Genomic DNA, 24,467 nt, shown 5'->3' on the forward strand with positions numbered 1-24,467 from the left:
TCCTATCAGAAGACAGCGAAAGCTGCAAGCCTCAGATCAAATACCAACGCATACTGGATGTTGGCGCCGTAATAGGTGTAACCGGGAGTGTCTTTCGTTCCCACGAATATCAGATCAGCATGCGCGCCCAGATCGACGCCCCAATTGGAGGCGAGCATTTGACACCAACCCAAACCGGTACTGGCCAAAAACTTGGTCTCGGACCAGTCCAGCGGAACGATAAACTCCTCACTGGTAACAATATCCCGCACCAGCAAGTCTCCGGATACACTGTGGCTGATAGCGCCCGCGCCGGAATAGAAGTAGAACATGCTGTTGTCAGGTCCGTCTCGATCTGGATGATAGTAATACTGAACGGCCAGTTCGTACCGCCAGGCTTTCATCCGAGCCGTCTGGTCTACGACTCGTAAGTCCGGAAAAGGTGTGTGGAACACCTGATCAGGATCAACGTCGATACCGGATTTTGACAGACTGAGTCTCACCCCGAACCTGTAGGAAGCAGCTATCACCATGTGACCGCCAAAACCGACACCACGCTGGATACCGTCGTAGTAGCTACCGACCGGGAAACTGTAATTCGATCCCGCCGACAATGCGAATTGCCAGCGCTTGATCCGAGTCTGTGTTATCAGCGGGTCGGTTTCAGACAGCCAGGTCTCTTCGGTAGGCGGTGGTGCTCGATTGGGAAGGGTAAGCCTTGGTTCGTTACGGATGCGTTTGGGTTCACCAAGAAAGTCCTTTGTGACATCCTCGCCCCTGGAATTGAGAATCGACTCGATATTCTGGAAACCGATGATCCTCTCATCACCTTCATAGAAAAACCGGATGACCCGGAACCGCTGTTTGACCTCTATCCGGACGCGCTCAAACCGTTCCCCGGACACCAGGACCACAGTGCCTCTTCTGGCGCGAATGGCCGCGGATAAATCTGTCGCCGGTGATAATATGGAAAGTAGGCAGATCAGGGCTGCAAAAACATGATGTCGGTACCAAGCCACTGTTGGCTCCAGTTGTCTTCGTTAATGTTTACACCAAGATACATGTTCGGGTCCGGCTGCGCAAGCATGTCGACAAAGTACTGTTGAAAAATGTCCCGTCCCGTGGCTTGGGAAATCCGATAATAGCCCGGGAAGAAACTCTCCATCGAGTTGTATCCAAGGTGAAATCAGATTCCCGTGCCGGCCTGTTCCACTTTACGACTTGGAGGACCGCACCGGAATGACCCGAAACCACAAACCCGACGGAGGTGGATGATGATCCGATTCTTCGCAACGATTATCGTAACGGCAGCTATTCTAACCTCGGCGCCGCCGGTAGAATCGAACGATGCAGCAAAAGACGGCCACCGCATTACCGGTCCGTATGTTTGCAAAAATCTATCGGTGTTTCTCTTTCACGGAGGTGATCTAACGGTAGGTGACAACATTCTAACGCTCGAAGAAGCGCTTGCAAGTGGAGCCGTAATCGTGCACGAAACCGGCAGTGTCGGCCAATTGCAGATCGAAAACTTGTCGGAATGGGATGTCTTCATCCAGGCCGGTGATATCGTCAAAGGAGGTCGACAGGACCGCTTTCTCCGCTACGATCTGATCATCAAGGCGCATTCGGGCAAGATGCCGTTGCCTTCGTTCTGCGTGGAGCAGGGTCGCTGGTCCCAGCGTGACGGAGAGGAAGCCACTCGTTTTGGTAGCTCCAACAATATGGCTGCATCCAGAGAATTGAAACTGGCCGCCAAGCTTGCCGGATCGCAGAAAGAGGTTTGGTCTGAAGTAAGCCAGTTGCAGGACATGCTCACCGATGCAGCCGAGGTCTCGGTCCGAAGCGGCCGGTCGGCATCCAGCCTCCAATTGACCCTCGAAAATCAGGCCGTCCACTCTCGGGCCGGGCTGTATGTCGACGCAATTACCTCAGAAGTCGAACGCTATGATAACGTCACCGGTTTTGCTTTCGCTATCAACGGCCGAATCAACAGCGCGGACTTGTATCATAGCCCGGTGCTCTTTGCCAAGTTGTGGCCGAAGTTGATCGAGGCGGCGGCCATCGAAGCGATTTCGAAGTCTTCTGATGTTGAAAACGACAACTCTCTCACCGTCGCCGACCTCATCACCTGGCTGAATGAAACAGACAACGCCGACGCGACCAGCCAGTCGGTCAACGATGCCACCCGACTATTGATTAAACAGCGGGATTCCGATGTTTGCTTCGAGACGATAGATTCAGAACGTGGCACGGTTGTCCACAAAAATGTTATCAGGAAGTAGTGGCAACCCTGCAAGCCGGGTTGTTTGCGCTTCGCGGCGATGAATCGCTCTCCAGATTGTAACCTAACCCTGAGCACAGTCGAAGGGTGAGGTTCCACAAGACGACACACGGTCATGCCGGACCTTGATCCGGCATCCCTGCGCCGAAGCATCGCTTGTAGGTCGAGACCCCTGGCCCGGAGGGATACCGAAGGCAGGTTTCGACAACAGCAATGGCAAGCGAAAATGTCGTGGGAGCCGAGAAAGAGTCGGGTGGCACTCTCAAACTCGGTTTGGGGAGGTCTTTTTTCTTATCCCCCAAACGAGGCTTGGACCGGCCACCCGACGACAACCGTAGGGCGTCCGGCAGATGTCCGCATCTGCCGCTTGAACAACGGCCACCAATAGCATAGATTGACCTCGAACACCGAAACCCGAGGCCACTGCATGAAACAGCATGTTCACGTTCTTTCCGATTTCGACGATCTATGGATACAACAACTTGCATCCGAGCTCGACAACAACACAACGTTGAGCCACGGCAAGGAGATACCTATCCCGGACGATTGTCATGTTTTGGTGGCCGGGCTACCCACACGTGAGCAGATCACGTCCTGCCACAACCTGCACAGCCTGATTATCCCCTGGTCCGGACTTCCGAAAGCGACCCGCGAACTGATGCTCGACTTGCCTCACATTGCGATTTACAACCTGCACCACAATGCCGCCGCGGTCGCCGAACATGCTGTGGCTCTGATGTTGGCTGCGTCCAAGAGTATCGTGCCTATCGATCGCCGTCTCAGGCAGAATGATTGGACACCACGGTATGAACCGAGTTCATCACCGTTGTTGGAAAAAAAGACGGCGCTGATTCTGGGATACGGCGCTATCGGACGACGCATCGCCAGAGCCTGTGCCGGGTTGGGCATGGAAGTCCACGCTGTGAAACGAAACTTCAAAGGCATAGACGATCCTACAACCAGCCTTGCACCCCTGGGTATCCCTCAGCTTCACGATTCACGTTCCATGAATGATTACCTGCCGCAGGCGGCGGCCCTGTTTGTTTGTCTGCCGCTGTCGCCGGCGACCGAAGGACTTATCGGTGAACACGAACTGTCCCTGCTTCCGGATGATTCGATTGTCATCAATATCGCGCGCGGACGGGTGATCGACGAAGCGGCGTTGTACCGCGCCTTGAAGAGCGGTCGTATCAGAGCCGGTCTGGATACCTGGTATCTCTATCCACAGGATGAGTCTTCGCGCTCCGACCAGCCACCGTCGGAATTTGCTTTCCATGAACTTGAAAATGTTGTCATGACCCCTCATCTGGCCGGACATTGCAGCGACATTGAGACGCACCGCATCCAAGCCTTGGCCAGGCTCCTGAACCGCCTCGCAGACGGTCACCCTTTGCCAGATCGGGTGGACCCCGAGCGGGGGTATTGACTTTCTATCGGTGGTCAACCGTAGGCCGGAACACTCTTAGTGGTTCCGACTAGCAGTAGTAGGTCAGGGCCCCTGGCCCGAAGGGCATGAATGCCATTTATGGCCGCAGGCGGGTCCTGACATCGACGAAGTCGATTTCTCTGACTGTCGGGACCCCTGTTCTGTAGCGCGAGAACCACGGCTTAGCCGTGTCGTCCCCTAGCGCATCCGAAGGCGAACCTATCCTGCCAGATTACACCAACGCTACCAGCTTGGCATCCAGTTTGATCTCCACAGCACTTAGTGCCTGCGATATCGGACAACCTGTTTTGGCGTTGTTGGCGAATTTCATAAATGTACTTTCGCTGATATCCGGCACCACCGCTTCACAAATCAACTCGATCGAAGTGATCTTAAACCCATCTTCAACTTTGTCCAGATGAACCTTGGCGTCGGTTTTCACGCTAGTCGGTTTGTGTCCGCCGACGGCCAGTTCGTGCGATAGGGCCATGGAAAAACAGCCGGCGTGCGCGGCCGCAACCAGCTCTTCCGGGTTGGTGCCGGAGGCACCTTCAAATCGCGATCCAAACGAGTAGGCACCTTCGAAGGCGCCGCTTCCGAACGCGATGGTTCCTTTTCCACTTGGCAGATTCCCCTCCCACACAGCATGAGCTTTTCTTACCGGCATCTTGATACTCCTTTTTAGGATCGACTTCATTCTCTTAGGTCAAGAGCCCTGTGCTCCTGACACAATCGATTTCAACTTCTGCTTAGACACAGTGATTAACCATCCAACGGTGCCTGGAGTTCCAAAAGCAAGTGGCAAAGCTACAGAAACACAACGGAATCGCACCCGCCGCGAAACGCTCTGGGTGCGGTGCCGTGCAGCCGCGCACGAAGCGCATGAGACCCATTTATGGGCAGGTGGTTCTCTCGATCAGCGGAATCCCACCCGCCGCGAAACGCTCTGGGTGCAGTGCCGTGTTGAAAGACAGCCGCGCACGAAGCGCATGAGACCCATTTATGGGCAGGTGGTTCTCTCGATCAGCGGAATCCCACCCGCCGCGAAACGCTCTGGGTGCGGTGCCGTGCAGCCGCGCACGAAGCGCATGAGACCCATTTATGGGCGTCTTGACCCTGTTCAGGTGGCGTTGGGCGACTCCGCCCGACGCCTGCCTACCATCCCGTTGGCTGTCAGGCGAGTCGCCTGACAGCACCCGCGTTGTGGTGGCCGAGTCTTCACACTCGGCACAACCTCATCCTGAGCGCAGTCGAAGGATGAACCCATGCACGAAGCGCATGAAACCCATTTATGGGCAGGTGGTTCTCTCGATCAACGGAATCCCACCCGCCGCGAAACGCTCTGGGTGCAGTGCCGTGCAGCCGCGCACGAAGCGCATGAAACCCATTTATGGGCCGCCGCTTGGACACAAATACATTGACGAATCGTCGTTCGACCGTATCTTGAAATCAGTACTCTTCACCGCCAGTGGAGACACCTATGCGCCAACTACCAACTGTCTGCATTATTGCAGTCTTGATGTTGTTACCAACCGAGGGTAACACGCAAACAACTCGGATCGACTGGCCCTCATCGCCCGCAAACACGCCCTTCTGGCGTCCGACCTCGACAGAGCAGTTAGACCAACTTCCAGCCTGGTTGCAGGCGCAGTACAAGCCAAAGCAACCGCCACCAAACCACATGAGCAAAACACCCGGTCATTACACGAGAGACGACTGGGCCGCTGCCATCGACTACACCTGGGGAAGTGGCGAACCAGCAGAGATCAAGGAGTTCGTCTGGGCCGAGTACTGGGGCATCACCGACAGCCTGTACGCTTGTTGGCAGGACATCGACGACGATTGGGACTCGATCCAGGTTTCCGCATTGAACGAACTCGCTTCGGGCGTTAGTCGGGGTCGCTTTGCCGCCATGTTAACTTATGCCAGTATGGCTCTCATGGAGAGTCATTCTCGTTGCTTTGATTACAATCTGGCCCTGACTCAGCCGTTACCGGGGGTACCGATCATGACGATTGGTGACTGGGGTTCCAGCACTCATTTCGGCGCCTCTTTGACACCGCTTGAGGACAGTACTCTTCTCGTATATCAAACAACGCCGGCCCACGTACTGACGTTGGTTCCGGGAGATCGAGTTCTCGGCTATGACGGCGTCCCCTGGGCGGAACTCGGCCGGGAATTGTTGGCAGCCCAACTTCCGACCACGTGGAGCATGTGGGGAAGCTCCCAGGAGGCTTTTGACCACTCTGTAATGATGGCCGCCGGACTCAACTGGCATCTGTTTGACACCATCGACATTGTCAAGTTTGTATCCGGCGATACTCTGCATCTCGCCACCGGTGTACTCGACGGTGTGCCGCGACACATCGAAAGTAGGGAGCAACTTCCGGTACCGGGCATACCCATGCCTGATACGACGGCGATCACATGGGGCATAATCGAAGGTACCCAGATCGGCTATGTTTATGGCCTCTACTGGGGGGACAATGCCCAAACTGAGTTCCTGGCCGCTATCGACACACTGCTGATCGACCATGAAACACTCGGGCTGATTTTCGACTTCCGCACCAATTACGGCGGCAATATGTTCCTGGCCTACCCGGGTTTGGAACGTCTGTTTGCCGACACAGTGTGGACAATCGGATTTGATCAGCGCTGCGATCCATTCGACCATGATCTGATGTGCCTGGCCGCCGATCCTTCCGGATACCGAATCGATGGTGACTCCAGTTCGTTTTATGATCGCCCTATTGCCATCCTGACCGGTCCGGGCGCGGTGAGTTCCGGTGATCAGATCGCACTGGCCATGGCCTTTCACCCCAAGGCCAGAACCTTCGGCAAACCGACCGCCGCCGCCTTTAACGGCCCCCTGATGGGCACCTTCGCCGATGGATTCTGGATGGGCGTGGCCGTAGCGGATGCCTGGCTGGTCAGCAATCCAGGGCATTACTTGACCCACGACTACATCCCGGTTGACGAAACTGTCTGGCTGACGCCGGAGGGTGTCGCGCAAGGGCGAGACGATGTCGTTGAAGCGGCCGCGACATGGATCGAGACTGACCAGGCGATTTTTCCGAACAGTGACTTGAACGCCGGACAAGCACCCTGCACGGTTTCGTTCGAGGGCTGGACATCGCACCCGATCGACCAATGGAGTTGGGAATTCGGCGACGGCGACTCGGCCTCCGGACAAAACCCTGTTCACGTTTACACCGAAGGCGGCATCTACGACGTCACCGTCAGTGGTGTCGGAACCGAGGGAACCTACAACTACCAACGACGCTCGGCTGTGACCGTTCTTGCCGACACCATGCGAACCGATTCGGTTGAGCTCACAGACAGCGCCACGTCGGTTGAGATTGTTGTGTACGCCGTCAACACCGTACCGCTCAGTCGGCTCGATATTCCGGTGGAGTTCGATGGTGATCTCAGCCTGATGTACGACACCTTCTCGACCGAGGGTTGCCGCACCGAGTACTTTGAGGTCGCTCGGCTCCAGAATTACTCACCGGTGAACAGTCGACTTAACATCAGGCTCGAAGCGTCCGGCGCCATCGTCCGGCCGGACTTGCCGGTCGGAGACGGGCCGGTGTTGAAACTGTACCTGAAACCGGACGGTGCACCTCAGCCGGGTCAGGATGCAACGATCGAATTCGATGGCTACTCGGACTACCTGCCGCGTATGTATAGCCGTGTCGCCACCTACCTGGCTCGTTCACAACCCGGTATGGTGTTCTTCGCGGGTTGTTGTAACGGCATTCGCGGAAATGTCGATAGTGACCCGGACGACGAGACCGACATCTCCGATCTGGTTTTTCTGGTCAGCTACATGTTCGATCTGGGACCGGCTCCGGAGTGTGATGAGGAGGCGAATGTAGACGGCGATCCCAACGGTCTCCTGGATATCGCCGATCTGGTCTTCCTCGTCGACTACATGTTCAACGGCGGCTGGCCTCCAGGCGCCTGCCCAATTCATTAGGTCGGGACCCTCCCAGCGGTTCCGACAAGTCTTGTAGGGTAGGTCGCTCTTCTCTCTTGGAGACCTGGTTTAACATCTTTGTAGGTCAGGACCCCTGTGCTTCTGACACAAACCGCGGTCCCGCGGAACGGACCCACCCTACTATATTGACACACTCAACCATCCTATTCCTCGACCACGTATCACTGGTATGAAATCCAATCGCTCCCTGCTTTGTGTCTTCAGGGTGCGACGTCCGGAAACCGTCGAAACTCAGGAGAAATAAATGTCGTTAAGAAAAATCGCAATACCTGCTCTACTCATTACCCTGAGCGCGGCACAGTCGATAGCCACCGAACTGCCCAAGGATAACTACATTCTCAACCTCTATGATGCCTTTGGCGAAGAACAGCCCGGGCTCACTCAGGACTTTGGCTTTTCGGCGCTGGTGAAGTACAACGGCTTGACTATTCTGTTCGATGGCGGCACCAACGCCGATCTGCTCAAATCCAACTGTGAAGCACTGGGCGTGGACCTGTCCAAAGTCGATTTTGCCGTAGCTTCGCACAGCCATTTTGATCATATCAATGGCTTCGACTATCTTTTGAGTGTCCATCCGGATGTCAAAATCTACTTCCCCTACGATCCATTTTGGGGCGCGCCATTGCCGTTCGATGTAACCGGACAGGAGCACGAACAGTGTGAACATCTGCCCAGAGAACAAAAATACTTCGGTGGCGGCGACACCAAGTTCACGTTCAACCAAAGCGGTCGGTTTTGGGGTGCGAACATCGAGTATGTCAAAGGCTCGAAAGAGGTCCAGCATGGTGTCAACCTTATCTCCACGCGCTCGCCGTTCATGGGTTACTTTACCAGCTATCCGAATGTCGCCCTGACCGGTGAACAAGTGGACGATGAGTCGCTCAAAAAAATCGGTTTGCCGGAACTGTCGTTGAGTCTCCGTACCGACGACGGTGAGGTTGTTATAGTCGGTTGTTCGCATTCGTTGGTGACAACGATTGTTGATTCGACCAAGCAACAACTCGACAACGACATCGCGCTGGTGATGGGTGGTTTTCATCTGTTGCCGTATGGCACAGAGGAGATTACCGACATGGCCACCAAGATGAAGGATCTCTTCGGTGTCAAACGGGTCGCTCCTGCGCATTGCACCGGGCATCTTGGTTTCAAGATTTTCGGCGAGACCTTCGGCGAGCGCTACCACCTGGCCGGCCTCGGCTCGGTGATCGAATTCTGATGTCACCCTGATGTCACCTTGATCGCAGTTGCTGGGGCGTCACACCGAAGCCACTGTAAATGGAGCAGGGCGCGGAGCGCCAAGGACCGATTCATCGGTGTCACCCTGAGCACGGTCGATAGCCGGGTATCGACAACGCCCGAATGGCGAGACACTCCGCGAGGCGCGGGGTGTCATGCCGGACCTTGATCCGGCATCCAGTCTTCTCTTGTAGGGCAGGTCTCTCTTTTCTTGGAGACCTGCCACCCGGTCAAGCCGGGTCCTTTCTTGTAGGTCGAAACCCCTGTGGTTTCAACAGTAGGTCAGGAGCTCTGTGCTCCTGCCATCTTCGGCGGCATCGCAGGGATCCCGCCTAACGGGATTCATGCTTCGACTTCGCTCAGCATGAGGTGATGAATCACTCTCTCGCGATGCGCCCGCTACTACTTTCACACAGCGTTGTGGTGGTCGAGTCTTCAGACTCGGCCACACGGACCCACCATACAGGCCGTCCAAGCTGACGACAAGCCTACAGCGGTCGGTGATCGGTCAGGGTAGCGGTCACCCACCAGGTTCTCAGCGGACTGGCATAGAATCCCGGATTTGCGGCAATCTGACAGACCGTTGTCTGACTCCCTTCTTCGGTCACCTCGGCCACCCGCACTGTAGCCGCATCGAACTTGAACCCGTTCGGCTCCATTTCGTCCGCGATGACATGGCCGCCAATCCAGAACACCCGCACCGGGCACTTGCGCTTGTTAGTGGTCATCCAGCAAGTCACCTGACAGACGGTGGTACTGTCTTCGATCTGAATCCACATGTTTGACCCGCACAGGTCCTCCAGGTATACTTCGATCGGCAGGCCGTCACAATTGGACGGCGGACCGCCACCACCGGGCTTCTTAGCGCCGACATTGACCCCGACAAGGACCACGGCCAGCAGTGCCACCGGGATGAGAGCCGCGATTAGACGATACTTCTTCATGTTGGTTCCTCCTTGCAGCGATAGGTTTGTAGCGATTGGTCGGACTTAGCGCTGTATTCTTACAACTCTCAGCAGCAAATGTCAAGTCTTGTGGGGCAGGCCTATCCTTCCTGCGATTTGCGGTGACCCACCGCATGTGGTCGGCGTACGTCCCCGTGCGCCGACAAAGGCATCGCGGCAGACGGGCGGGCCATCGGGCCTAAACTCACAGCGATTCCGACCGATAACTATCAGGTGTGCAGAGTTCATACAGTGCAGATGAATTCTGGTTCAATCGGAGAGTTAAACACTTTAACACAGGAGTCGATTATGAAGAAAACTCTGCTTATCGTAGCAATCGCTTCTCTGTTCGTCGTATCCGCGCTCTCCGCGCAGATGCGCGATTTCTCAGGGAAGAGCTGGGTATCCGGTAATCTGGGATACGCTGTGGGAACCGGCGATGCCTTCGCAAGTTATTCGGAGCCGATCACCAATGTTGAGTTCTCGACAGGTGCCGGTCTTGGTTTCGGTGGCCAGTTCTACTATGGCCTCAAAAAGAACTTCCTTATTGGCGGTGAGGTGATGATGCAGAGATATACTGTTGACATTTCAGCTCCAGCCAATTTGGCCCTGAATTTTCCAGGCATCGATATGTCGGAGAGCACTACCGAGACCAATGTAATTGTGAACGGACTCTACGGTGTAAAACAGACCCGCAAGTCAGACATTTTCCTCATGGGAGGGCCTGGCATGTATGACTTTGGCGGATTCGAGTTTGGTTTGAATACCGGCCTGTTCTGGCGCCACCAGGTCTCAGAATCGGTCCATCTTTTTGGCATGCCCCGCATGCACGTGGTCTTTACCGATGCCACGCCGATGATGTTCCAGTTTACGATGGGTGCCCAACTCTCGTTGTAGACGGCAGCACAGATTTTGGTTTATCCGAGGCAGGTTTTTCACCTGCCTCTTTTTTTGTTTTGTGGTCGGCGTACGTCCCCGTGCGCCGACGACGTCGACTCGCGGTAGACGGGGACATCCACCGCGCACGGGAATCTGGAATGGGTTTGTTTTGGTGATAAATCACTCTTTTGCGCTTCGCGCGTTGTTGGTGTCAGACACTGGCTTAACCGGTTCGGGAGGGGTGTTCGAAATGGGTTTGTTATGCTTTTTTTTACTTTCCTGGCGGTCTTGGAGGCGGAACAGGAGAGTATAGCAGCGGGTGAGTTGGCGATCCAAACGCATCTCGTAGCGTTGCAGGGTGTCACGGTGGGACTCACTGGGCATTGACTGGGAGCCGAGAATGTCGGCGTTGCGTCGTTCAACGGTGTCATCATCGAGGTCATCGGGATCGATAAAGACGCCAAACTGGCGACCGCGCTCAATGTCTTCGGCGGCCTGGTCAAGTTGACAGTTGATTTTGGATTTCTCGGCGTTGATGACGCGACGGTAGCGCCACAGGGCGTTGGCGATTTTCAGGACGAGGTGTTCCTGGAGGATACCTTCCGGTTTGAGTTCTTCGATGAGGGAGTCGAGCAATTGTTGGTATTGTTCGGGGTCTTCGTTGAGGTGGGGTGAGTTGAGGACAATGTCTGTGGCGTGGAGACCGTGCTTGATGGCGTTACGACTTGAGGCCGCTTTGCCATTGACACTCTTCGGCCCGGTCGATTTCTTGGCGTTACGCCTGTTGGCTGCGATCTGCTTTTCACTCGTAGGCATACGACAGTCCTTTATCATAAAGGAGTCACCTGCGATTTGCCGTGATGTTGTGGGGAATTAGTTGGGGGGAGGCTGAGAGCGGAAGAGTTGTCGGGATGTTGATTAATACTCTGACTCGCCAGCAAAAATCTCTTCCACGTTTTCTACCCATTCCCAAGGAGTTAGGGTCACGGTTTCCTTGGGTCCTCTTCTGACGATCACACGCTCCACCCCTGAGTTCATGATGATTCGCTTGCACATTTTGCACGGTTCAGCATCGCTTACGATATCGTTCGTCTTAAAGTCGAAACCTACCAAGTACATGGTCGCACCGATCATTTGTTCACGGGAGGCGTGGATTATAGCGTTCATCTCTGCGTGTACTGATCTGCAGAGCTCATATCTCTCACCATGAGGTATGTTGTACTTTTCCCGGAGACATTGGCCAATGTCGTTACAGTTGGGTGCTTTTCTAGGGGATCCCGTATATCCAGTGCTTATGATATGATCATCAATTACTATTATCGCACCGAAGTTCCGTCTAAGGCAGGTTCCTTTGCGTGACACCGCTTCGGCTATTGACAAGTAGTAATCTTCTTTTGTCATTTTCATTTTGTTATCCTTCAAGATCATTCGGTCAAAGGGGCATTGATCATGGCTTATTGGATTCTTCCGCCGCAGCTTCCAAGCTTGCTTCTGCAACCAACTCTATTGCTGGATAGAACAAGCATTCGCATGATTCGTGTTCACAGGCATAACACTTCATTGGTTGCTCAACAGTCGATGACTCATAGCGGTCCTTAAGTACTTCCTCAATATGGAATTCCGTTACAACACTATCGTCTATTTTCTCATGCGTCAATATCTCAAACAACTTGAGTTGAACTGCACATAGCCATGAAAAGGTGTCAGCCAGCTCAACCACGAAATCCATCTTGGCCTTTACGATTCTGGACCTAATGAGGAGAGGGTCGTTAGATGTCAGATCGATATCCTTCATGGCGTCCTTGGTTCTGGGTTTATCGTAACGCTCTTTGAGTTCGCTCATGGTAGTGCTGTATTCTGTCACGAGGCCTTCGATCGATGAGATGTGCTTTAGATATGCTTCGTCAACACCCGTGATGTTGGCCTCCAGAATGCCACGAAATTGAATTAAGTTCCGGACCGCTTTAGCTTCTTCTCCAGCTTCCTCCAAGAGGTGAAACCCTACGCTCTCGAGCGTCTGTAGATGAATCTGCCCGCTATATATCTTCCAAAAGTCAAAAAGCCAGTTGTCAATGGATCGGTCTTTGTAGGAGTTGTTCTTCTTTCGCTCGAGTAACTGTGGATACTTAGCGTCTTTATCTTCATCCTCATCCATTTCCTCAGGAGAACATCTGCAGGGAGATTTGATGCAGTGTCCACATTCTCCGGGAAATTTGAGTGCTACAATATCGGAGAGGTTGTCACTTATCTTGAAGAGGTGATCGCTGCCGTTGCTGCACTTGCCAACGTAACAGCACATCCAACAGAAGGCGTGAGCTGCACTCTGGACAAGATCCCTGTAATTGGTTCTTCTAATTGCCTCACCCACGGTACTAACATGAGCCATAACAGCGCTCCAGAATTCCTCGGGTTGTCTCGAAGCATCAGGTTTTGAATACAGAGTTTGGAAACCTTCAGTCCACCCCTGAATCGATCGTGATTCAATTTGAGGCCAAAAACGAGCCATAGCTAAATCTCCCTGCCGTTAGCATTTCTGTGCGTAATAGCGTGACGCGTGGTCTGCGCTACTTACATATTCAAAGTAGTCCTCAATCCGAGCCATCGGTCCTAGCCACACTTTTTTGCCAGGTTCTTCATCACTTTGAGTGTAGATGTCTCCGTTATGAACAAGAAGAAACACTGAGTTGTGGCGCCGATCCATCTTAGAGATACACTTTACATCGCAGAGTTGGGCGTGCTTTTCAATGTTTGCGACGCACTCACTGTACTCGGGATAAGTTACCAGGTGTTTCTTCCTCTGGGTATCGTACAACACCTTGTGCGAGGGAATAATGCGCTGCAAGTACAGCTTGTTGATACCCAACTCCTTCAGACGATATGGCAGCTTGTGAAAGTTTGAGTCTGCGTAATTGACCCCGCTCACCACAGATTGGACGGCTACCGTAAGCCCCTGCCTGGACAACAAGCGGATAACCTGCTCCTTGCGCTTCATATAGTCACGATCCGACTTGAATAGTGAGCCGTATTTCCGAAAATACGTCTCCCTGCTGGGTGTTGGGCTATCCCAAGATACACGTACCATCGCATGCTTTCGCACAAGGATTTGAAGGGTCTTCACGGAAGGCTTTATGGTACCATTGGTATCCACAACAATGCCCTTTTTCTGTATGCCCGAAACAAGGGCCGTGAGCGAAGATTCTACCTCAGGTAGGAATGGCTCACCGCCAGTAATGACTACTAGCAGAAAGCCCGATGTATTGATGGCCTTTAGCACTTCTCTCGACACTTTTAGGTCCAGTGAATTTGGTTTTCCCAAGATTTTGGAAGTATCTTTGGCAACACAATAGCAACAGTTCATATTGCAGCGAAAGGTCAGATCCACATTCAGTACAACAGGCGCTTTCACATACGGTCTTGAACCGCTGTTGCCACTAACATTCAGATAGAAATCGTGCCTAGCGGTATCATAGCCAATGTGTCCCCAGCGTTCTTTCCGCCTATAGATCACCTTCTCACCATCCTGACAATACTCTCTTCATGTTTTCGCAAAACGATCGGATGTTCTGCCGAAATATTGCGTCTTCCTTGATGAGGCTTCATTTGTCGAAAGACCTTCTCAGCAGTAAGATCATTGCGTCGAGCAAAATCCTTCAAAAAGGCCGAAAGGTTGTTGAGCTCGCCACGGTGAATGTTATTCTGGACAGCCATATATAGAGAGCCATTTTGTCTCAGCAATTTGAAAGCATCAAGAATGAAGCGATACAAATCAGCATAATACCGTGTGAAGTATCGCAGATAATAACTACCCTCATCAGAAGGTGCCAATTTGTTCACTTCCTTAAGGAACTTGACGGTGGCCGGCGCATTCATTCTGAGCCACTCTATATCGGCACCGGGGTCCTGATAATCTGAGACGCGATTTGTCCCAAGCATACCATTCGAAACAATATCTGGATCGTACTCAAGAGAGATCCTCGATAACATATGAAGTTCAGGGGCATATGTTACAGCGTAATCAAATCTATTTGGAAAAGGGGGTGATGTGAAGATTGCATCGTATTTTCGCTTCTTACTGATCTTGGACGCTTCTAAGCAAGTGAATTCACATCGCGAGTTTGTCTTTGGATCAATGCCGTTGTAGAACGTCTCATAGTATTTCCGATACCGGCTTAGGAAGGCAATAATGAGGTCGGACAGAGGTACTTCGGTAGTCATTCCACCTGGTCGAAGCCACGTCCTGTTTTTGGCAGAAGGTGTTACTCCGGAGAGGGGGCGAACACAGAGAATCAACACGGCTCGGAAAAGTGGCCTAATGCTGCCTGGAATCGTATCTATGTTGTCCCAAGAACGACGAAATCGCTCCACGATATCATCTCTCATCCAATGGGAGGTTACTTTGAGGTTGCTACGCCTCAGTGGACTAAGGTGCTTCGTTAGCTCCTCGCGAGTCGCAGTCCAGTAATCTGGTGCCAACGATTGCAACGCGATAAACACCTCTGGTAGCTTTGCCTCATTTATTAACTTGTGGTGGGGGAGCAGATCATTGAAGTGTCCCTTCATTTTCCTAGTTGCAACGTACGGTAGCAACCTCGCCGTACCTGCGAAGGGATCGAGAATTGACTTGGTGGGGTTTAGAACATGTTCTACTGCCCATGATACTATTTCGGATCGAAAGGCTGCATATTCGTTATGGAGAACTTTGACTATTTTAGCCTTTTTGCCTAAATCTCGGTGTTTCAATGACCAGCAACCTTCCTAGAGCCAACACAGCCAACGAGGGGGTTTACTGGCTCCTGGAAAAAACTGTTATTCGTCGAAAGGTTGGTTCTTGCAACCCATCTACCATTATCTTCAGGCATCAATCTGTTGATTTCTCAAACAAGAAGTCAAACTAAAAACACACCCATCGCGAATCAATTGCTGGATTATTGCCTGCGAGAGAAGGACAAACCGGGTTCCCGCCAATATGGCAGCCCCCCTGCCATTCCTCACCATAACCCAGCAATACCCAACATTTCGTCACTTTTTTCACAAAACAATAGGAAACTTCTTGACAACTCAGTCGTTATAATGTATTGTTAGCACTCACTGACGATGAGTGCTAACAAATGCCGATAACAATAACGTAAAGAGTCACCAAGGCAAAGAGTTAGAAGAAGTAGCAAAAAGTACAAAAAACAACAGAACGCATTCAATAAACAATTGGAGGTTTGTGATGCACGTAAAACCATTAGCTGATCGCGTAGTCGTAAGAGCGCTCGAAGCTGAAGAAACCAAAAAGGGCGGGATCATTATCCCCGATACCGCCAAAGAAAAGCCGATGGAAGGCGAAATCATCGAAGTCGGCACCGGTCGCAAGACCGACGAAGGCACAGTCGTTGCCCCCGAAGTCAAAAAGGGTGACCGCATCCTGTACGGCAAATACAGCGGCACCGAAGTTTCAATCGACGGCGAAGAGTATCTCATCATGCGTGAGTCCGATATTTTCGCCATCATCCAGAACAGCTAAACGCGCTGAGGAATTATCAGAATGTCAAAACTAATCGATTTTGAATCCGATGCCCGCGCCAAACTGAAAATCGGCGTGGACAAACTGGCCAATGCGGTCAAGGTTACACTTGGCCCCAAGGGCCGCAATGTTGTGCTCGACAAGAAATTCGGTTCGCCGACCGTCACCAAAGACGGCGTCACGGTGGCCAAAGAGATCGAGCTTGAAGACAACGTAGAAAACATCGGCGCCCAGATGGTCAAGGAAGTTGCTTCCAAGACCTCCGATATCGCCGGTGACGGCACCACTACCGCAACGATCATGGCCCAGGCGATCTATCGCGAAGGTCTGAAAAACGTTGCCGCCGGCACCAACCCGATGTCGATCAAACGCGGTATCGACAAAGCCGTACTCTCTGTCTCCGAGGCGATCAAAGGGATGTCCAAGCCGGTTTCCGGTAAGGTCGAGATTTCACAGGTCGGTTCGATCTCCGCTAACAGCGATGTGCAGATCGGCGAACTGATCTCCGAAGCTATGGAAAAAGTCGGCAAAGACGGCGTCATCACGGTCGAGGAGGCCAAAACCGCCGAGACGACGATGGACGTCGTCGAAGGTATGCAGTTTGATCGCGGCTACGTGTCACCGTACTTCGTGACCGATCCCGATTCGATGGAAGCAGTCCTCGAAGAGCCGCTGATTCTGATCCACGACAAGAAGATCTCCAACATGAAGGACCTTCTGCCGGTGCTCGAAAAATCCGCCCAGTCTGGTCGTCCGTTGCTGATCGTTGCTGAAGATATCGAAGGCGAAGCGCTGGCGACATTGGTTGTCAACAAGCTGCGTGGCACGATCAAAATCGCGGCTGTCAAGGCTCCGGGGTTTGGTGACCGTCGTAAGGCTATGCTCGACGACATCGCTACTCTCACCGGTGGTAAGGTGATCTCCGAAGAAGTCGGCTTTAAGCTTGAGAACGCGGTGCTGTCCGATCTCGGTACGGCCAAGAAGGTCACGATCGACAAGGACAACACGACCATCGTCGAAGGCGCCGGCGAAAAAGATGCTATCAAGGGACGTATCGCTTCGATCCGCAAACAGATCGACGACACTACCTCCGACTACGATCGCGAGAAGCTGCAGGAACGTCTGGCCAAGCTGGCCGGCGGTGTGGCTGTGATCAATGTTGGCGCGGCGACCGAGACCGAAATGAAAGAAAAGAAAGCCCGCGTCGAAGACGCTCTGCACGCTACCCGTGCGGCCGTCGAAGAGGGTATCATCCCCGGTGGCGGCGTGGCGTTTCTGCGCAGTATCTCATGTCTTGACAAGATCAAGTGCACCGAAGACGAGATGGTCGGTGTGAACATTGTCCGCAAGGCTCTCGAAGAGCCGATCCGTCAGATTTCTCAGAACGCCGGTTTTGAGGGTTCCGTCGTGGTCAACAAAGTGGTCCTTGAGACAGACTCTTATGGATTCAACGCTCAGACCAACGTGTACGAAGACCTGATGAAGGCCGGTGTCATCGACCCGACCAAGGTCACGCGTACTGCTTTGGAAAACGCTGCTTCAATCGCCGGTTTGCTTCTGACCACAGAAGCGGTCGTCTCCGACAAGCCGGACGACAAGAAGGCTATGCCTGAGATGCCCGGTGGTGGTGGCATGGGCGGCATGGGCGGCGGCATGGGCGGAATGTACTAAGCCCCCTTATTTGCAGAACACTCTGCAACTGCAGTTCATTCTGCGATTGCGGAGCAACCTGCAAACCTGCATATATTGCCCCCCAAGGCCCTGGCGTTCGCGCCGGGGCCTTTTCTTGTGGGGGGGGAGCCTTAGCGAGAGGCAGACTGTATTCTAAGAGGTATCGACGTGTTCGAATTAGTTGACAACGTACAGCAGTGATGTAGGCACCTCATGAATCAACCTTGAGTTGGGGATATGCGTTTCTTAATCTTTCTTCATAGAGCTTCTTGATAGTCTCATCTTGATCTTGAAAGAGCTCCGCCGCCTTAAGTAGCTCAAGCTTTTCTTCATCTGTGGAAGCCGTATACTCGAGTGCCTTAATTATCTTGAATTCTAGTGCTAATCCACTCAGCTCGTCGGACAAACCGGCAAATAGGGCCATTTTGCCCATAAACTCTGACAGAAGATCGTGGTCCGCGAGTTCAGGATACCTAATCGCATGATCACATTCTGCCCAGGCTTCTTCGAATAATGTGCGCACTTGAATCTCTACCTGGTAATTGCTCTTGCCCATCGGCTGATTAACAAGATAGTGAACCGATCGATACCCGTGTTCAGCCTCTTCAATAGTGCATCCATTCTTCTCATATAGCTGAATCAAGTAATCTGGATCACCGTTTTGGACCTTTGCGGTTGGGTTTTCGTTGTGCTCCCAAGTCTTCATTACAAAACCATGAATAGAAGTCCACTCCTTCTTGAACTTATGTAGTATTCTGGCACCAACCAAATCACTAACGGTGGTTAGGTAATTAGATGGCGTGATGTAAGGGTTCCCTGCCTTGTAACATCTTCGAATGATCTTCGCAATAAGACGAGCCGGGTCCTTAGCCCGACTTCTAGTTGCATGCACATGGTCGATATCGCGGCAGAGCTTTGCTACTGAGTCACCGACGGCCCTGAGAGCCGACACTCTTGGCCTATAGTCGCTGTAAATAGTCTCCAAGTCATGCCAGTCCAATCTGCTGCTCACGTAATTATCTTCATCAATGGAATGATCTGACAAGAACCTATCTTTGTCACCCAGCATCAGGTATCTTCTTCCTTACGGCGGCCTACCACAATTCACAAAGGCCTGTCTACAATTCGTTCTTACATATACTTGTAATCTATGATTCAGATAATGTTTCAGTGTGCCAAAGAGTTAATAAAGCAGCGATCCTGGACGCTAGCGTCAATTGCCCATTCCTTTTGTTTAGCGCGATAACAAAGAGGTCCGGAGCAACTGTAGACTTAGTGTAAACCTGCCCGCTGAGCACACTTTCAATTGCCTCAACGATAGGCGGTGGTTCGAGCTCTTCCGCCGCAGGGTTGAAAGCTGTCTTCTCCAAGAAAGATTCGTGCAAGAACTCAATTATGGGCAAGAAAGTTGCGGCGTCACTCAATACTGCGTCATCATAGCGAGCTTCGTCGGGACAATCAAGATCTAGAGAATTCAACTTCTCCTTAAACCCCTCCAACTCCGTGCGAACACTTAGAGACTTCGAGAATCTATTGTCCTCACTATTCAGAATGCGTGAGGAATACAAATACATCAGAAAATATCTTATGTAATGGTTTATCTGGAGTGTCCTCTGTTTAATATATCTCCAGATATTTGTCAGATAGAGATCGAAGTCTCCTCTGTGGCAGAAGTATAGGTCGAAAGCGTCGGCCCCGATTTCGTAAATGAAGTTTTTTGTTAGTCCTGTGACATGAGGGTCACTTGTATCAAATGACCGAACACGAATCACATCTTCAGTTGCGGGATTGGATAACAAATCGATGAAGTCTGTTCGCATCATCGCCACGTGCCCCGCCTCGTGAAATAACCCCCACCATCCTTCCGGCTTGAACATGTATTCGGATGGCAAATTCACCGGTTCATTATATGAACTGAAGCCCAGTTCATAGTATCCAACCACAACAAACCCGTTCCACTCTACTCCAACGCGAGACAATACGGTCCTCACAACGCTACTCACCGCTTTCAAAATCCGCTGTATCCCCCCCTTCGTTGGCGTGAAAAAGCCTTGTGGATATTCCAGGGCCATGAAAGCCCCGTGAGCTCTCTCAACTGAGGCATATGTAATCAATTCGATTATTGCCCCGACAAAATTCCTGTCCTTACTATCCTCTGGATCTAATTCTACAAGCCATCTTGGCAAAGTTTCGTCAAGAACAAGTCGGAGATCGGAGAAACAGCTTCCAATAAGAGGATCCTGGACCAGCGTATTGGTGCCAAAATACAAATTAAACAGAATACTTTCGAATACGGGGCCCCACTTATTGAACAAATCCATCCGTTCAGAATCTACAGTTATTGCCTTGCGATCAACGAGTGTCGATTGTGTAGTTGGGAACAATCTTGCTCCATCGTGCCCAAGAATGTGTACCGATGTCGAATACAACAACTTGCCTAAGTCTCGCCTAAGCTCCAACACATTTGCTATAAACTCGCCCCACGTGCGGCTGTTTGTAGCGTCAAAAGAAAGGTCAAATCCACCATATGAGCAGTAGCCATTGCCGATCTTCTCAGTAACTGAGTCATATACTTGCTGCATGTTCCCCGGAATACAGGCCACATTCCATCGAGGAAATACACCGGATGACATATCAATCGGTTCAATAAAAGATTTTCGAATGGTGTCAAAGTCTCCATTCTTCACCAAACTGAAATCAATCCCCACCATCGAGAAGGTTTTAGCTACAACTAGTGTATCTGTGGCCTCGGAATCAAAAGAACTCGGGAGAGAGACTTTTGTTCGGCCGAGTCTTGCCAGGGCGTCTGTTACATCTTTGAAGGAGTGGCCACGAACTACAAAAAGGAGCTCGGCCCATCCCGTTGTTCCAAGTACGTCGACTTGAACTTTCTCGGAGTCTGCGGTCTGGTCAGAAAGGACTTGATCAATTATCGCGCCGTATTGTCCGGACAGCATCTCGGCCGTCTTAAAGAACAATAAACCCCACACATACCCGGCATCATCATTACAGCGAGGGAATTCTTCGTCTCGACTATGCGACCAAGGGAAGGCAAATATCTGATTTCCGCCCCTAATATTGTCAATTGATCCTGACTTACTAGGTCCACTCAGAAAATCGTCCGTGTAATATATTGCGCCTACATCATATCTACCAAAGAGCTGAAGAAGGGCAACCGGCTCAGACCCTGTATTTTCCAATATTGCGTCATGCAGTTTATCTGCGACATCGACAAGTGAGCCTGGAGCAGAACTCAGAAGCGATATCTTCAACCCTTTATTAGCAATGAAGCTTGCCACCTAATGTACCTTCGTTATTGGTAGGTTCTTGTAGCTGATTCAACACGCGTGCCTATACGTTCCCTATTCTATATGAACAGTGTCCGTGGGTGTTAAAGACAATTGTGAGTGATTCTCCTGCTCTGATTAACCAACTCCCAAGTTGACTGAATCACTCCTATAGTGGAAATCTGACAATTGACTTCCTGTGGCTATGATTTCAAGTGGGGATTTTCCTGCTCAATTTGAGCTTTCAAGTCATCAACATAAGACCTGGTAACTCGCAATAATTCAGGCAAAGGAATAACAATAGAATCACCCTGATATGAATAGTCCTCTCCCTCAAGGCTATTCCCCCATCGATTTGAGCGAAAAGCTCCGCAAACCTTGGCTAGTTCAATTGAGTATTCCATGTTCGCTCCAACAATCTATAGACCTAATGTGACTTATCTAATTGTATGTGATGCTTAATCCACCAATCACAGAAGACTTCCTGAGATTTCTGGTTCAGGACTGGTTAAAATCACACTAAGCCATACACACTTAGACGGTTCTCCACCTAATATATCGTCAATTAGCAAAAAAGTCCAACTATTTGAACGGCGTGTCAAGGTTTTTGTTTCAAAAATGGACACCTTAATTGTGTTTTCTTGCCAAGAATCCAATCATGACCCAAAGTTTGCCGCGTGGCCCATCCCCGCCGGGTCGGGGTGGGTCTCCAGGCCCACAGCACTGTTTGGTAGGTCCCCACACACTTTCCCCACAACATCACCGCAAAAAACTGTGCGGGACAGTCTGTAAAAGGACAGTCGTATGTCTACGAGTGAGAAACAGATAGCTGCTAACCGGCGCAACGCCAAAAAGTCAACCGGTCCGCGAACGCCCGAAGGCAAAGCAGTCGCCAGTCGCAACGCCGTCAAGCACGGCCTCCGCGCCCGTGACCCCATCCTCAAATCCCCCCACCTCAACGAGAACCCCGAAGAGTACAAACGCCTCCTCGATACCCTGTACGATGAACTCAAACCGCAGGGCATCATCCAGGAACACCTCGTCCTCAAAATCGTTAACATCATGTGGCGCTACCGCCGTGTCATTGACGCCGAAACTTCAAAGATCAACCGCCAACTCGAATCTGCCGCGTACGACATCGAACGCGGCGACCACCTCCGCTTTGTGACCGATCCGGACGACGCCGATGACAGAATCCTCGCTCGCCACGAAACCAATCTCGTCGGCGTCAACTCCGTCCCCGACCAATCCTTTCGCGACTCCCTCATGACCTATGAGATGCGCCTTGATCGGCAGCTCACCCGTGCCTTCCGCCTTCTTTATCAACTGCAACTCGCCCAGTCCTCAAAAACACTGCAAGATTTAACAGACACTCGTGAAATCCAACCGAACGAAACCATTTCCTCCACCAGTCCCGCTCCACCTAACCCCATACCCAACACCGACAACCCCGACCACACGGATTAATGCCCCACCACCTAAACAAACCCATTTTCACGCGCTGCCCCGTTTCTATCATGCTGGACTTGATCCAGCATCCAGCCTTCAGTAAGGCAGGTCTCTCCGCAGACCTGCCCGCAGAAGTAGGTCAGGAGCCTTGTGCTCCTGACGCATTGTCGAAACCGCAGGGGTCTCGACCTACAAGAGAAGACTGGATTCTGGCCTTCGCCAGAATGACATTTCGTTGTGCCCGCGTGATCTTCAGATCGCGTGGGTTAGAATGGCCGAGTCTGAAGACTCAACCATCACAAACAAGAGAACCCTGGATTCTGGCCTGCGCCAGGATGACATTCACAAAGGCGGGTCCACGGCGCGGCGCACAGGCGAAGATGGACCCACACCACCAGACCGCAAATAGACCCTTAGCGGCTTATAAACTTCCCCAGACCTTCAACCGAAAGCTCAAACTCGTGGCCGGAACTCAGAAGTTTGTAACCCATCTCGGCGTTGACCTTTTGGATGGGTGCGTTAGCCGCCCGCATGTCGGTGGTCATTGTTTTGTTGTCGGGAAAATCCTCACCTACTTTGAAAAAGAGGGCGGCTTTCAACCATCGTGACAAACCTCGTCCGCGGTACTCGCTATTCAACCCGGTCATGGCCTGGTAAACATCGCTTGAGTCGGCACCGGTAACAAAGGCGTTGCTGTGACCGATCATTTCGCCGTCGGTATCGAAAAGAGCATAGACATAAACGTAGGCGTTGTTCTGCCGCCGCCACTCTCTATCCTGCCTGACTTCATCGATGGTCATCTTGAACTGCTTGTCGGACTCCCGCTCGGTCGGCATCTCGTGCATGTACCTGATAAACAGATTGGTGTGAGTGATGAGGTGTTGATCTGGTATCTCCGGATAAAACTCAAGCCGCAAAGCAGGGTTCTGCCGGGGAATGTCATCGAGCCATGATTTCATAAGCGAGGTGTTGGCTTTCTTGCGAATCAGCCGAAACCGATCAAGCCGGTTGAGCTCTGTCCCCGACCATCGCCGCGCGATATTGGATATCCGCCGGGTGGTAGCCATGATATGGGCGCTGTGCGACTTGCACTCATGCAGAAGACGCAAAAACTCGGCAGCTACAATCCGTTCGAACTCGCCGGAAGCATCCTCATAAACAGAGTCGACCCGCACCGATACGCACTGGTCAGGTGTGTTTGGCGACATAACGTTTAAGTCGGCCCATCCAACGGCCGTTTGCTGGTCGAACAGGACAAACCGGTAGTAATCCGGATCCGAGTCCATAAGCGAAAGGAACCTCTCCTTGGTCTGCACCCACCCCACCTTGGCCATGGAGGAATCGTACTTTTCGTGCAATGTTTCCATCAGTGCATAATATGCCTGCCAGCGCTGATCGGTAAAGGAAGGGTCTGTAATGTGGAAAAGGTCCATCGGGGCTCGTTCCTTTCATTCAAGATCAACGTGTTGCCCCCACCTCTTGCCTAACAGTAACAATTCGGGCGAACTACGTCAACCGAGTCTTTGCCTGCGACAGTGTGAAGATCAGGGTTCATAGTTGACACCGATTTATTCTCTGGATACCTTGGCTCACGGTTACCAAAGCGCAGTAGAGAGCACCCGAAGTATGACAGCTCGATCCTTTTTGGCTGGCCTTCACTTTGATTTTCCCTTACCTTTGACAGGTTTTGTGGATAGATTTAGAAACTTTTGGCAGCAGTTTTCGTCGTAGTCTGGATATTGACGAGCATCGGCAAAAGCCGTGAATAATGTGAGTTGAGAAAAGCGAAAGTACAGTAGGTTGTTG

21 protein-coding genes are annotated in these 24,467 nt (G+C 51.9%); 8 read left to right on the top strand and 13 right to left on the bottom strand.

Annotated features, from left to right (window positions below; all coding sequences use genetic code 11):
* Nucleotides 1-5: 5 nt before the first annotated feature.
* Nucleotides 6-893 (bottom strand): hypothetical protein, encoded by an 888-nt coding sequence (locus tag OEV49_05425; protein ID MDH3890505.1) that lies wholly within the window; start codon nucleotides 891-893, stop codon nucleotides 6-8.
* 68 nt (nucleotides 894-961) lie between these two features.
* A complete protein-coding gene (locus OEV49_05430; protein ID MDH3890506.1) occupies nucleotides 962-1,144 on the bottom strand; it encodes a hypothetical protein in 183 nt (60 codons plus the stop codon).
* A gap of 106 nt (nucleotides 1,145-1,250) precedes the next feature.
* Here OEV49_05430 and OEV49_05435 point away from each other — a divergent pair, with 106 nt between their 5' ends.
* Together OEV49_05435 and OEV49_05440 are read left to right on the top strand one after the other, a co-directional pair.
* The gene (locus OEV49_05435) at nucleotides 1,251-2,261 is read left to right on the top strand and encodes a hypothetical protein (GenBank protein MDH3890507.1); all 1,011 of its coding nucleotides are present in this window, start codon (nucleotides 1,251-1,253) and stop codon (nucleotides 2,259-2,261) included.
* Between the two features lie 426 nt (nucleotides 2,262-2,687).
* Nucleotides 2,688-3,686 carry a hydroxyacid dehydrogenase gene (locus OEV49_05440; protein ID MDH3890508.1) on the top strand — a complete coding sequence of 333 codons (999 nt, stop codon included), beginning with the start codon at nucleotides 2,688-2,690 and terminating at the stop codon, nucleotides 3,684-3,686.
* Nucleotides 3,687-3,918: 232 nt separating this feature from the next.
* Here OEV49_05440 and OEV49_05445 read toward each other — a convergent pair whose 3' ends face one another.
* The gene (locus OEV49_05445) at nucleotides 3,919-4,353 is read right to left on the bottom strand and encodes an OsmC family protein (protein ID MDH3890509.1); all 435 of its coding nucleotides are present in this window, start codon (nucleotides 4,351-4,353) and stop codon (nucleotides 3,919-3,921) included.
* Nucleotides 4,354-5,166: 813 nt separating this feature from the next.
* Between OEV49_05445 and OEV49_05450 the strand changes: the two genes are divergently transcribed.
* Nucleotides 5,167-7,665, top strand: coding sequence for a PKD domain-containing protein (locus OEV49_05450; protein ID MDH3890510.1), 2,499 nt, complete (start codon nucleotides 5,167-5,169; stop codon nucleotides 7,663-7,665).
* A 265-nt stretch (nucleotides 7,666-7,930) separates the two neighbouring features.
* A complete protein-coding gene (locus OEV49_05455) occupies nucleotides 7,931-8,902 on the top strand; it encodes an MBL fold metallo-hydrolase (GenBank protein ID MDH3890511.1) in 972 nt (323 codons plus the stop codon).
* 508 nt (nucleotides 8,903-9,410) lie between these two features.
* Here OEV49_05455 and OEV49_05460 read toward each other — a convergent pair.
* Nucleotides 9,411-9,866: a hypothetical protein gene (locus OEV49_05460; GenBank protein MDH3890512.1), complete on the bottom strand. Its 456-nt coding sequence runs from the start codon at nucleotides 9,864-9,866 to the stop codon at nucleotides 9,411-9,413.
* A gap of 309 nt (nucleotides 9,867-10,175) precedes the next feature.
* On the opposite strand from OEV49_05460, the gene OEV49_05465 reads away from it, so the two are divergent.
* Nucleotides 10,176-10,763 (top strand): hypothetical protein, encoded by a 588-nt coding sequence (locus OEV49_05465; GenBank protein MDH3890513.1) that lies wholly within the window; start codon nucleotides 10,176-10,178, stop codon nucleotides 10,761-10,763.
* A gap of 162 nt (nucleotides 10,764-10,925) precedes the next feature.
* On the opposite strand, the gene OEV49_05470 is transcribed toward OEV49_05465, so the two are convergent.
* From OEV49_05470 to OEV49_05490, 5 genes are all read right to left on the bottom strand, one after another.
* Entirely contained in the window at nucleotides 10,926-11,561 is a 636-nt protein-coding gene (locus OEV49_05470) for a hypothetical protein (GenBank protein MDH3890514.1), read from the bottom strand.
* A gap of 102 nt (nucleotides 11,562-11,663) precedes the next feature.
* Nucleotides 11,664-12,152 (bottom strand): dCMP deaminase family protein, encoded by a 489-nt coding sequence (locus OEV49_05475; protein MDH3890515.1) that lies wholly within the window; start codon nucleotides 12,150-12,152, stop codon nucleotides 11,664-11,666.
* 40 nt (nucleotides 12,153-12,192) lie between these two features.
* Entirely contained in the window at nucleotides 12,193-13,131 is a 939-nt protein-coding gene (locus tag OEV49_05480; protein ID MDH3890516.1) for a hypothetical protein, read from the bottom strand.
* A gap of 138 nt (nucleotides 13,132-13,269) precedes the next feature.
* Entirely contained in the window at nucleotides 13,270-14,127 is an 858-nt protein-coding gene (locus OEV49_05485) for a radical SAM protein (GenBank protein ID MDH3890517.1), read from the bottom strand.
* Between the two features lie 122 nt (nucleotides 14,128-14,249).
* Nucleotides 14,250-15,485 carry a hypothetical protein gene (locus OEV49_05490; protein ID MDH3890518.1) on the bottom strand — a complete coding sequence of 412 codons (1,236 nt, stop codon included), beginning with the start codon at nucleotides 15,483-15,485 and terminating at the stop codon, nucleotides 14,250-14,252.
* Between the two features lie 475 nt (nucleotides 15,486-15,960).
* Here OEV49_05490 and groES point away from each other — a divergent pair, with 475 nt between their 5' ends.
* Both groES and groL read left to right on the top strand, forming a co-directional pair.
* Nucleotides 15,961-16,254 (top strand): co-chaperone GroES, encoded by a 294-nt coding sequence (gene groES / locus OEV49_05495; GenBank protein MDH3890519.1) that lies wholly within the window; start codon nucleotides 15,961-15,963, stop codon nucleotides 16,252-16,254.
* 21 nt (nucleotides 16,255-16,275) lie between these two features.
* Nucleotides 16,276-17,925, top strand: a complete 1,650-nt coding sequence (groL, locus tag OEV49_05500) for a chaperonin GroEL (protein ID MDH3890520.1) — start codon at nucleotides 16,276-16,278, stop codon at nucleotides 17,923-17,925.
* Nucleotides 17,926-18,136: 211 nt separating this feature from the next.
* Here groL and OEV49_05505 read toward each other — a convergent pair whose 3' ends face one another.
* From OEV49_05505 to OEV49_05515, 3 genes are all read right to left on the bottom strand, one after another.
* Nucleotides 18,137-18,994 carry a GTP pyrophosphokinase gene (locus OEV49_05505; protein ID MDH3890521.1) on the bottom strand — a complete coding sequence of 286 codons (858 nt, stop codon included), beginning with the start codon at nucleotides 18,992-18,994 and terminating at the stop codon, nucleotides 18,137-18,139.
* A 79-nt stretch (nucleotides 18,995-19,073) separates the two neighbouring features.
* The gene (locus OEV49_05510) at nucleotides 19,074-21,224 is read right to left on the bottom strand and encodes a hypothetical protein (GenBank protein MDH3890522.1); all 2,151 of its coding nucleotides are present in this window, start codon (nucleotides 21,222-21,224) and stop codon (nucleotides 19,074-19,076) included.
* Between the two features lie 191 nt (nucleotides 21,225-21,415).
* Nucleotides 21,416-21,616 carry a hypothetical protein gene (locus OEV49_05515; protein MDH3890523.1) on the bottom strand — a complete coding sequence of 67 codons (201 nt, stop codon included), beginning with the start codon at nucleotides 21,614-21,616 and terminating at the stop codon, nucleotides 21,416-21,418.
* Nucleotides 21,617-22,016: 400 nt separating this feature from the next.
* Here OEV49_05515 and OEV49_05520 point away from each other — a divergent pair, with 400 nt between their 5' ends.
* Complete coding sequence (locus OEV49_05520; GenBank protein MDH3890524.1) at nucleotides 22,017-22,679, top strand: hypothetical protein; 663 nt, start codon at nucleotides 22,017-22,019, stop codon at nucleotides 22,677-22,679.
* A gap of 395 nt (nucleotides 22,680-23,074) precedes the next feature.
* Here OEV49_05520 and OEV49_05525 read toward each other — a convergent pair whose 3' ends face one another.
* Nucleotides 23,075-24,094, bottom strand: a complete 1,020-nt coding sequence (locus tag OEV49_05525) for a hypothetical protein (protein MDH3890525.1) — start codon at nucleotides 24,092-24,094, stop codon at nucleotides 23,075-23,077.
* Between the last annotated feature and the right edge of the window lie 373 nt (nucleotides 24,095-24,467).

This window comes from Candidatus Zixiibacteriota bacterium, from assembly GCA_029860345.1.
Classification (GTDB): Bacteria; Zixibacteria; MSB-5A5; order GN15; family FEB-12; genus JAJRTA01.

What these genes read in the sequence shown, in the direction of transcription:
- OEV49_05505 (MDH3890521.1), bottom strand. Translation starts at nt 18,994, where the DNA reads ATGCTGGGTGACAAAGATAGGTTCTTGTCAGATCATTCCATTGATGAA.
- OEV49_05440 (MDH3890508.1), top strand. Translation starts at nt 2,688, where the DNA reads ATGAAACAGCATGTTCACGTTCTTTCCGATTTCGACGATCTATGGATA.
- OEV49_05455 (MDH3890511.1), top strand. Translation starts at nt 7,931, where the DNA reads ATGTCGTTAAGAAAAATCGCAATACCTGCTCTACTCATTACCCTGAGC.
- OEV49_05480 (MDH3890516.1), bottom strand. Translation starts at nt 13,131, where the DNA reads ATGGCTCATGTTAGTACCGTGGGTGAGGCAATTAGAAGAACCAATTAC.
- OEV49_05475 (MDH3890515.1), bottom strand. Translation starts at nt 12,152, where the DNA reads ATGAAAATGACAAAAGAAGATTACTACTTGTCAATAGCCGAAGCGGTG.
- OEV49_05445 (MDH3890509.1), bottom strand. Translation starts at nt 4,353, where the DNA reads ATGCCGGTAAGAAAAGCTCATGCTGTGTGGGAGGGGAATCTGCCAAGT.
- OEV49_05430 (MDH3890506.1), bottom strand. Translation starts at nt 1,144, where the DNA reads ATGGAGAGTTTCTTCCCGGGCTATTATCGGATTTCCCAAGCCACGGGA.
- OEV49_05520 (MDH3890524.1), top strand. Translation starts at nt 22,017, where the DNA reads ATGTCTACGAGTGAGAAACAGATAGCTGCTAACCGGCGCAACGCCAAA.
- groL (MDH3890520.1), top strand. Translation starts at nt 16,276, where the DNA reads ATGTCAAAACTAATCGATTTTGAATCCGATGCCCGCGCCAAACTGAAA.
- OEV49_05515 (MDH3890523.1), bottom strand. Translation starts at nt 21,616, where the DNA reads ATGGAATACTCAATTGAACTAGCCAAGGTTTGCGGAGCTTTTCGCTCA.
- OEV49_05465 (MDH3890513.1), top strand. Translation starts at nt 10,176, where the DNA reads ATGAAGAAAACTCTGCTTATCGTAGCAATCGCTTCTCTGTTCGTCGTA.
- OEV49_05460 (MDH3890512.1), bottom strand. Translation starts at nt 9,866, where the DNA reads ATGAAGAAGTATCGTCTAATCGCGGCTCTCATCCCGGTGGCACTGCTG.
- OEV49_05435 (MDH3890507.1), top strand. Translation starts at nt 1,251, where the DNA reads ATGATGATCCGATTCTTCGCAACGATTATCGTAACGGCAGCTATTCTA.
- OEV49_05525 (MDH3890525.1), bottom strand. Translation starts at nt 24,094, where the DNA reads ATGGACCTTTTCCACATTACAGACCCTTCCTTTACCGATCAGCGCTGG.
- groES (MDH3890519.1), top strand. Translation starts at nt 15,961, where the DNA reads ATGCACGTAAAACCATTAGCTGATCGCGTAGTCGTAAGAGCGCTCGAA.
- OEV49_05450 (MDH3890510.1), top strand. Translation starts at nt 5,167, where the DNA reads ATGCGCCAACTACCAACTGTCTGCATTATTGCAGTCTTGATGTTGTTA.
- OEV49_05470 (MDH3890514.1), bottom strand. Translation starts at nt 11,561, where the DNA reads ATGCCTACGAGTGAAAAGCAGATCGCAGCCAACAGGCGTAACGCCAAG.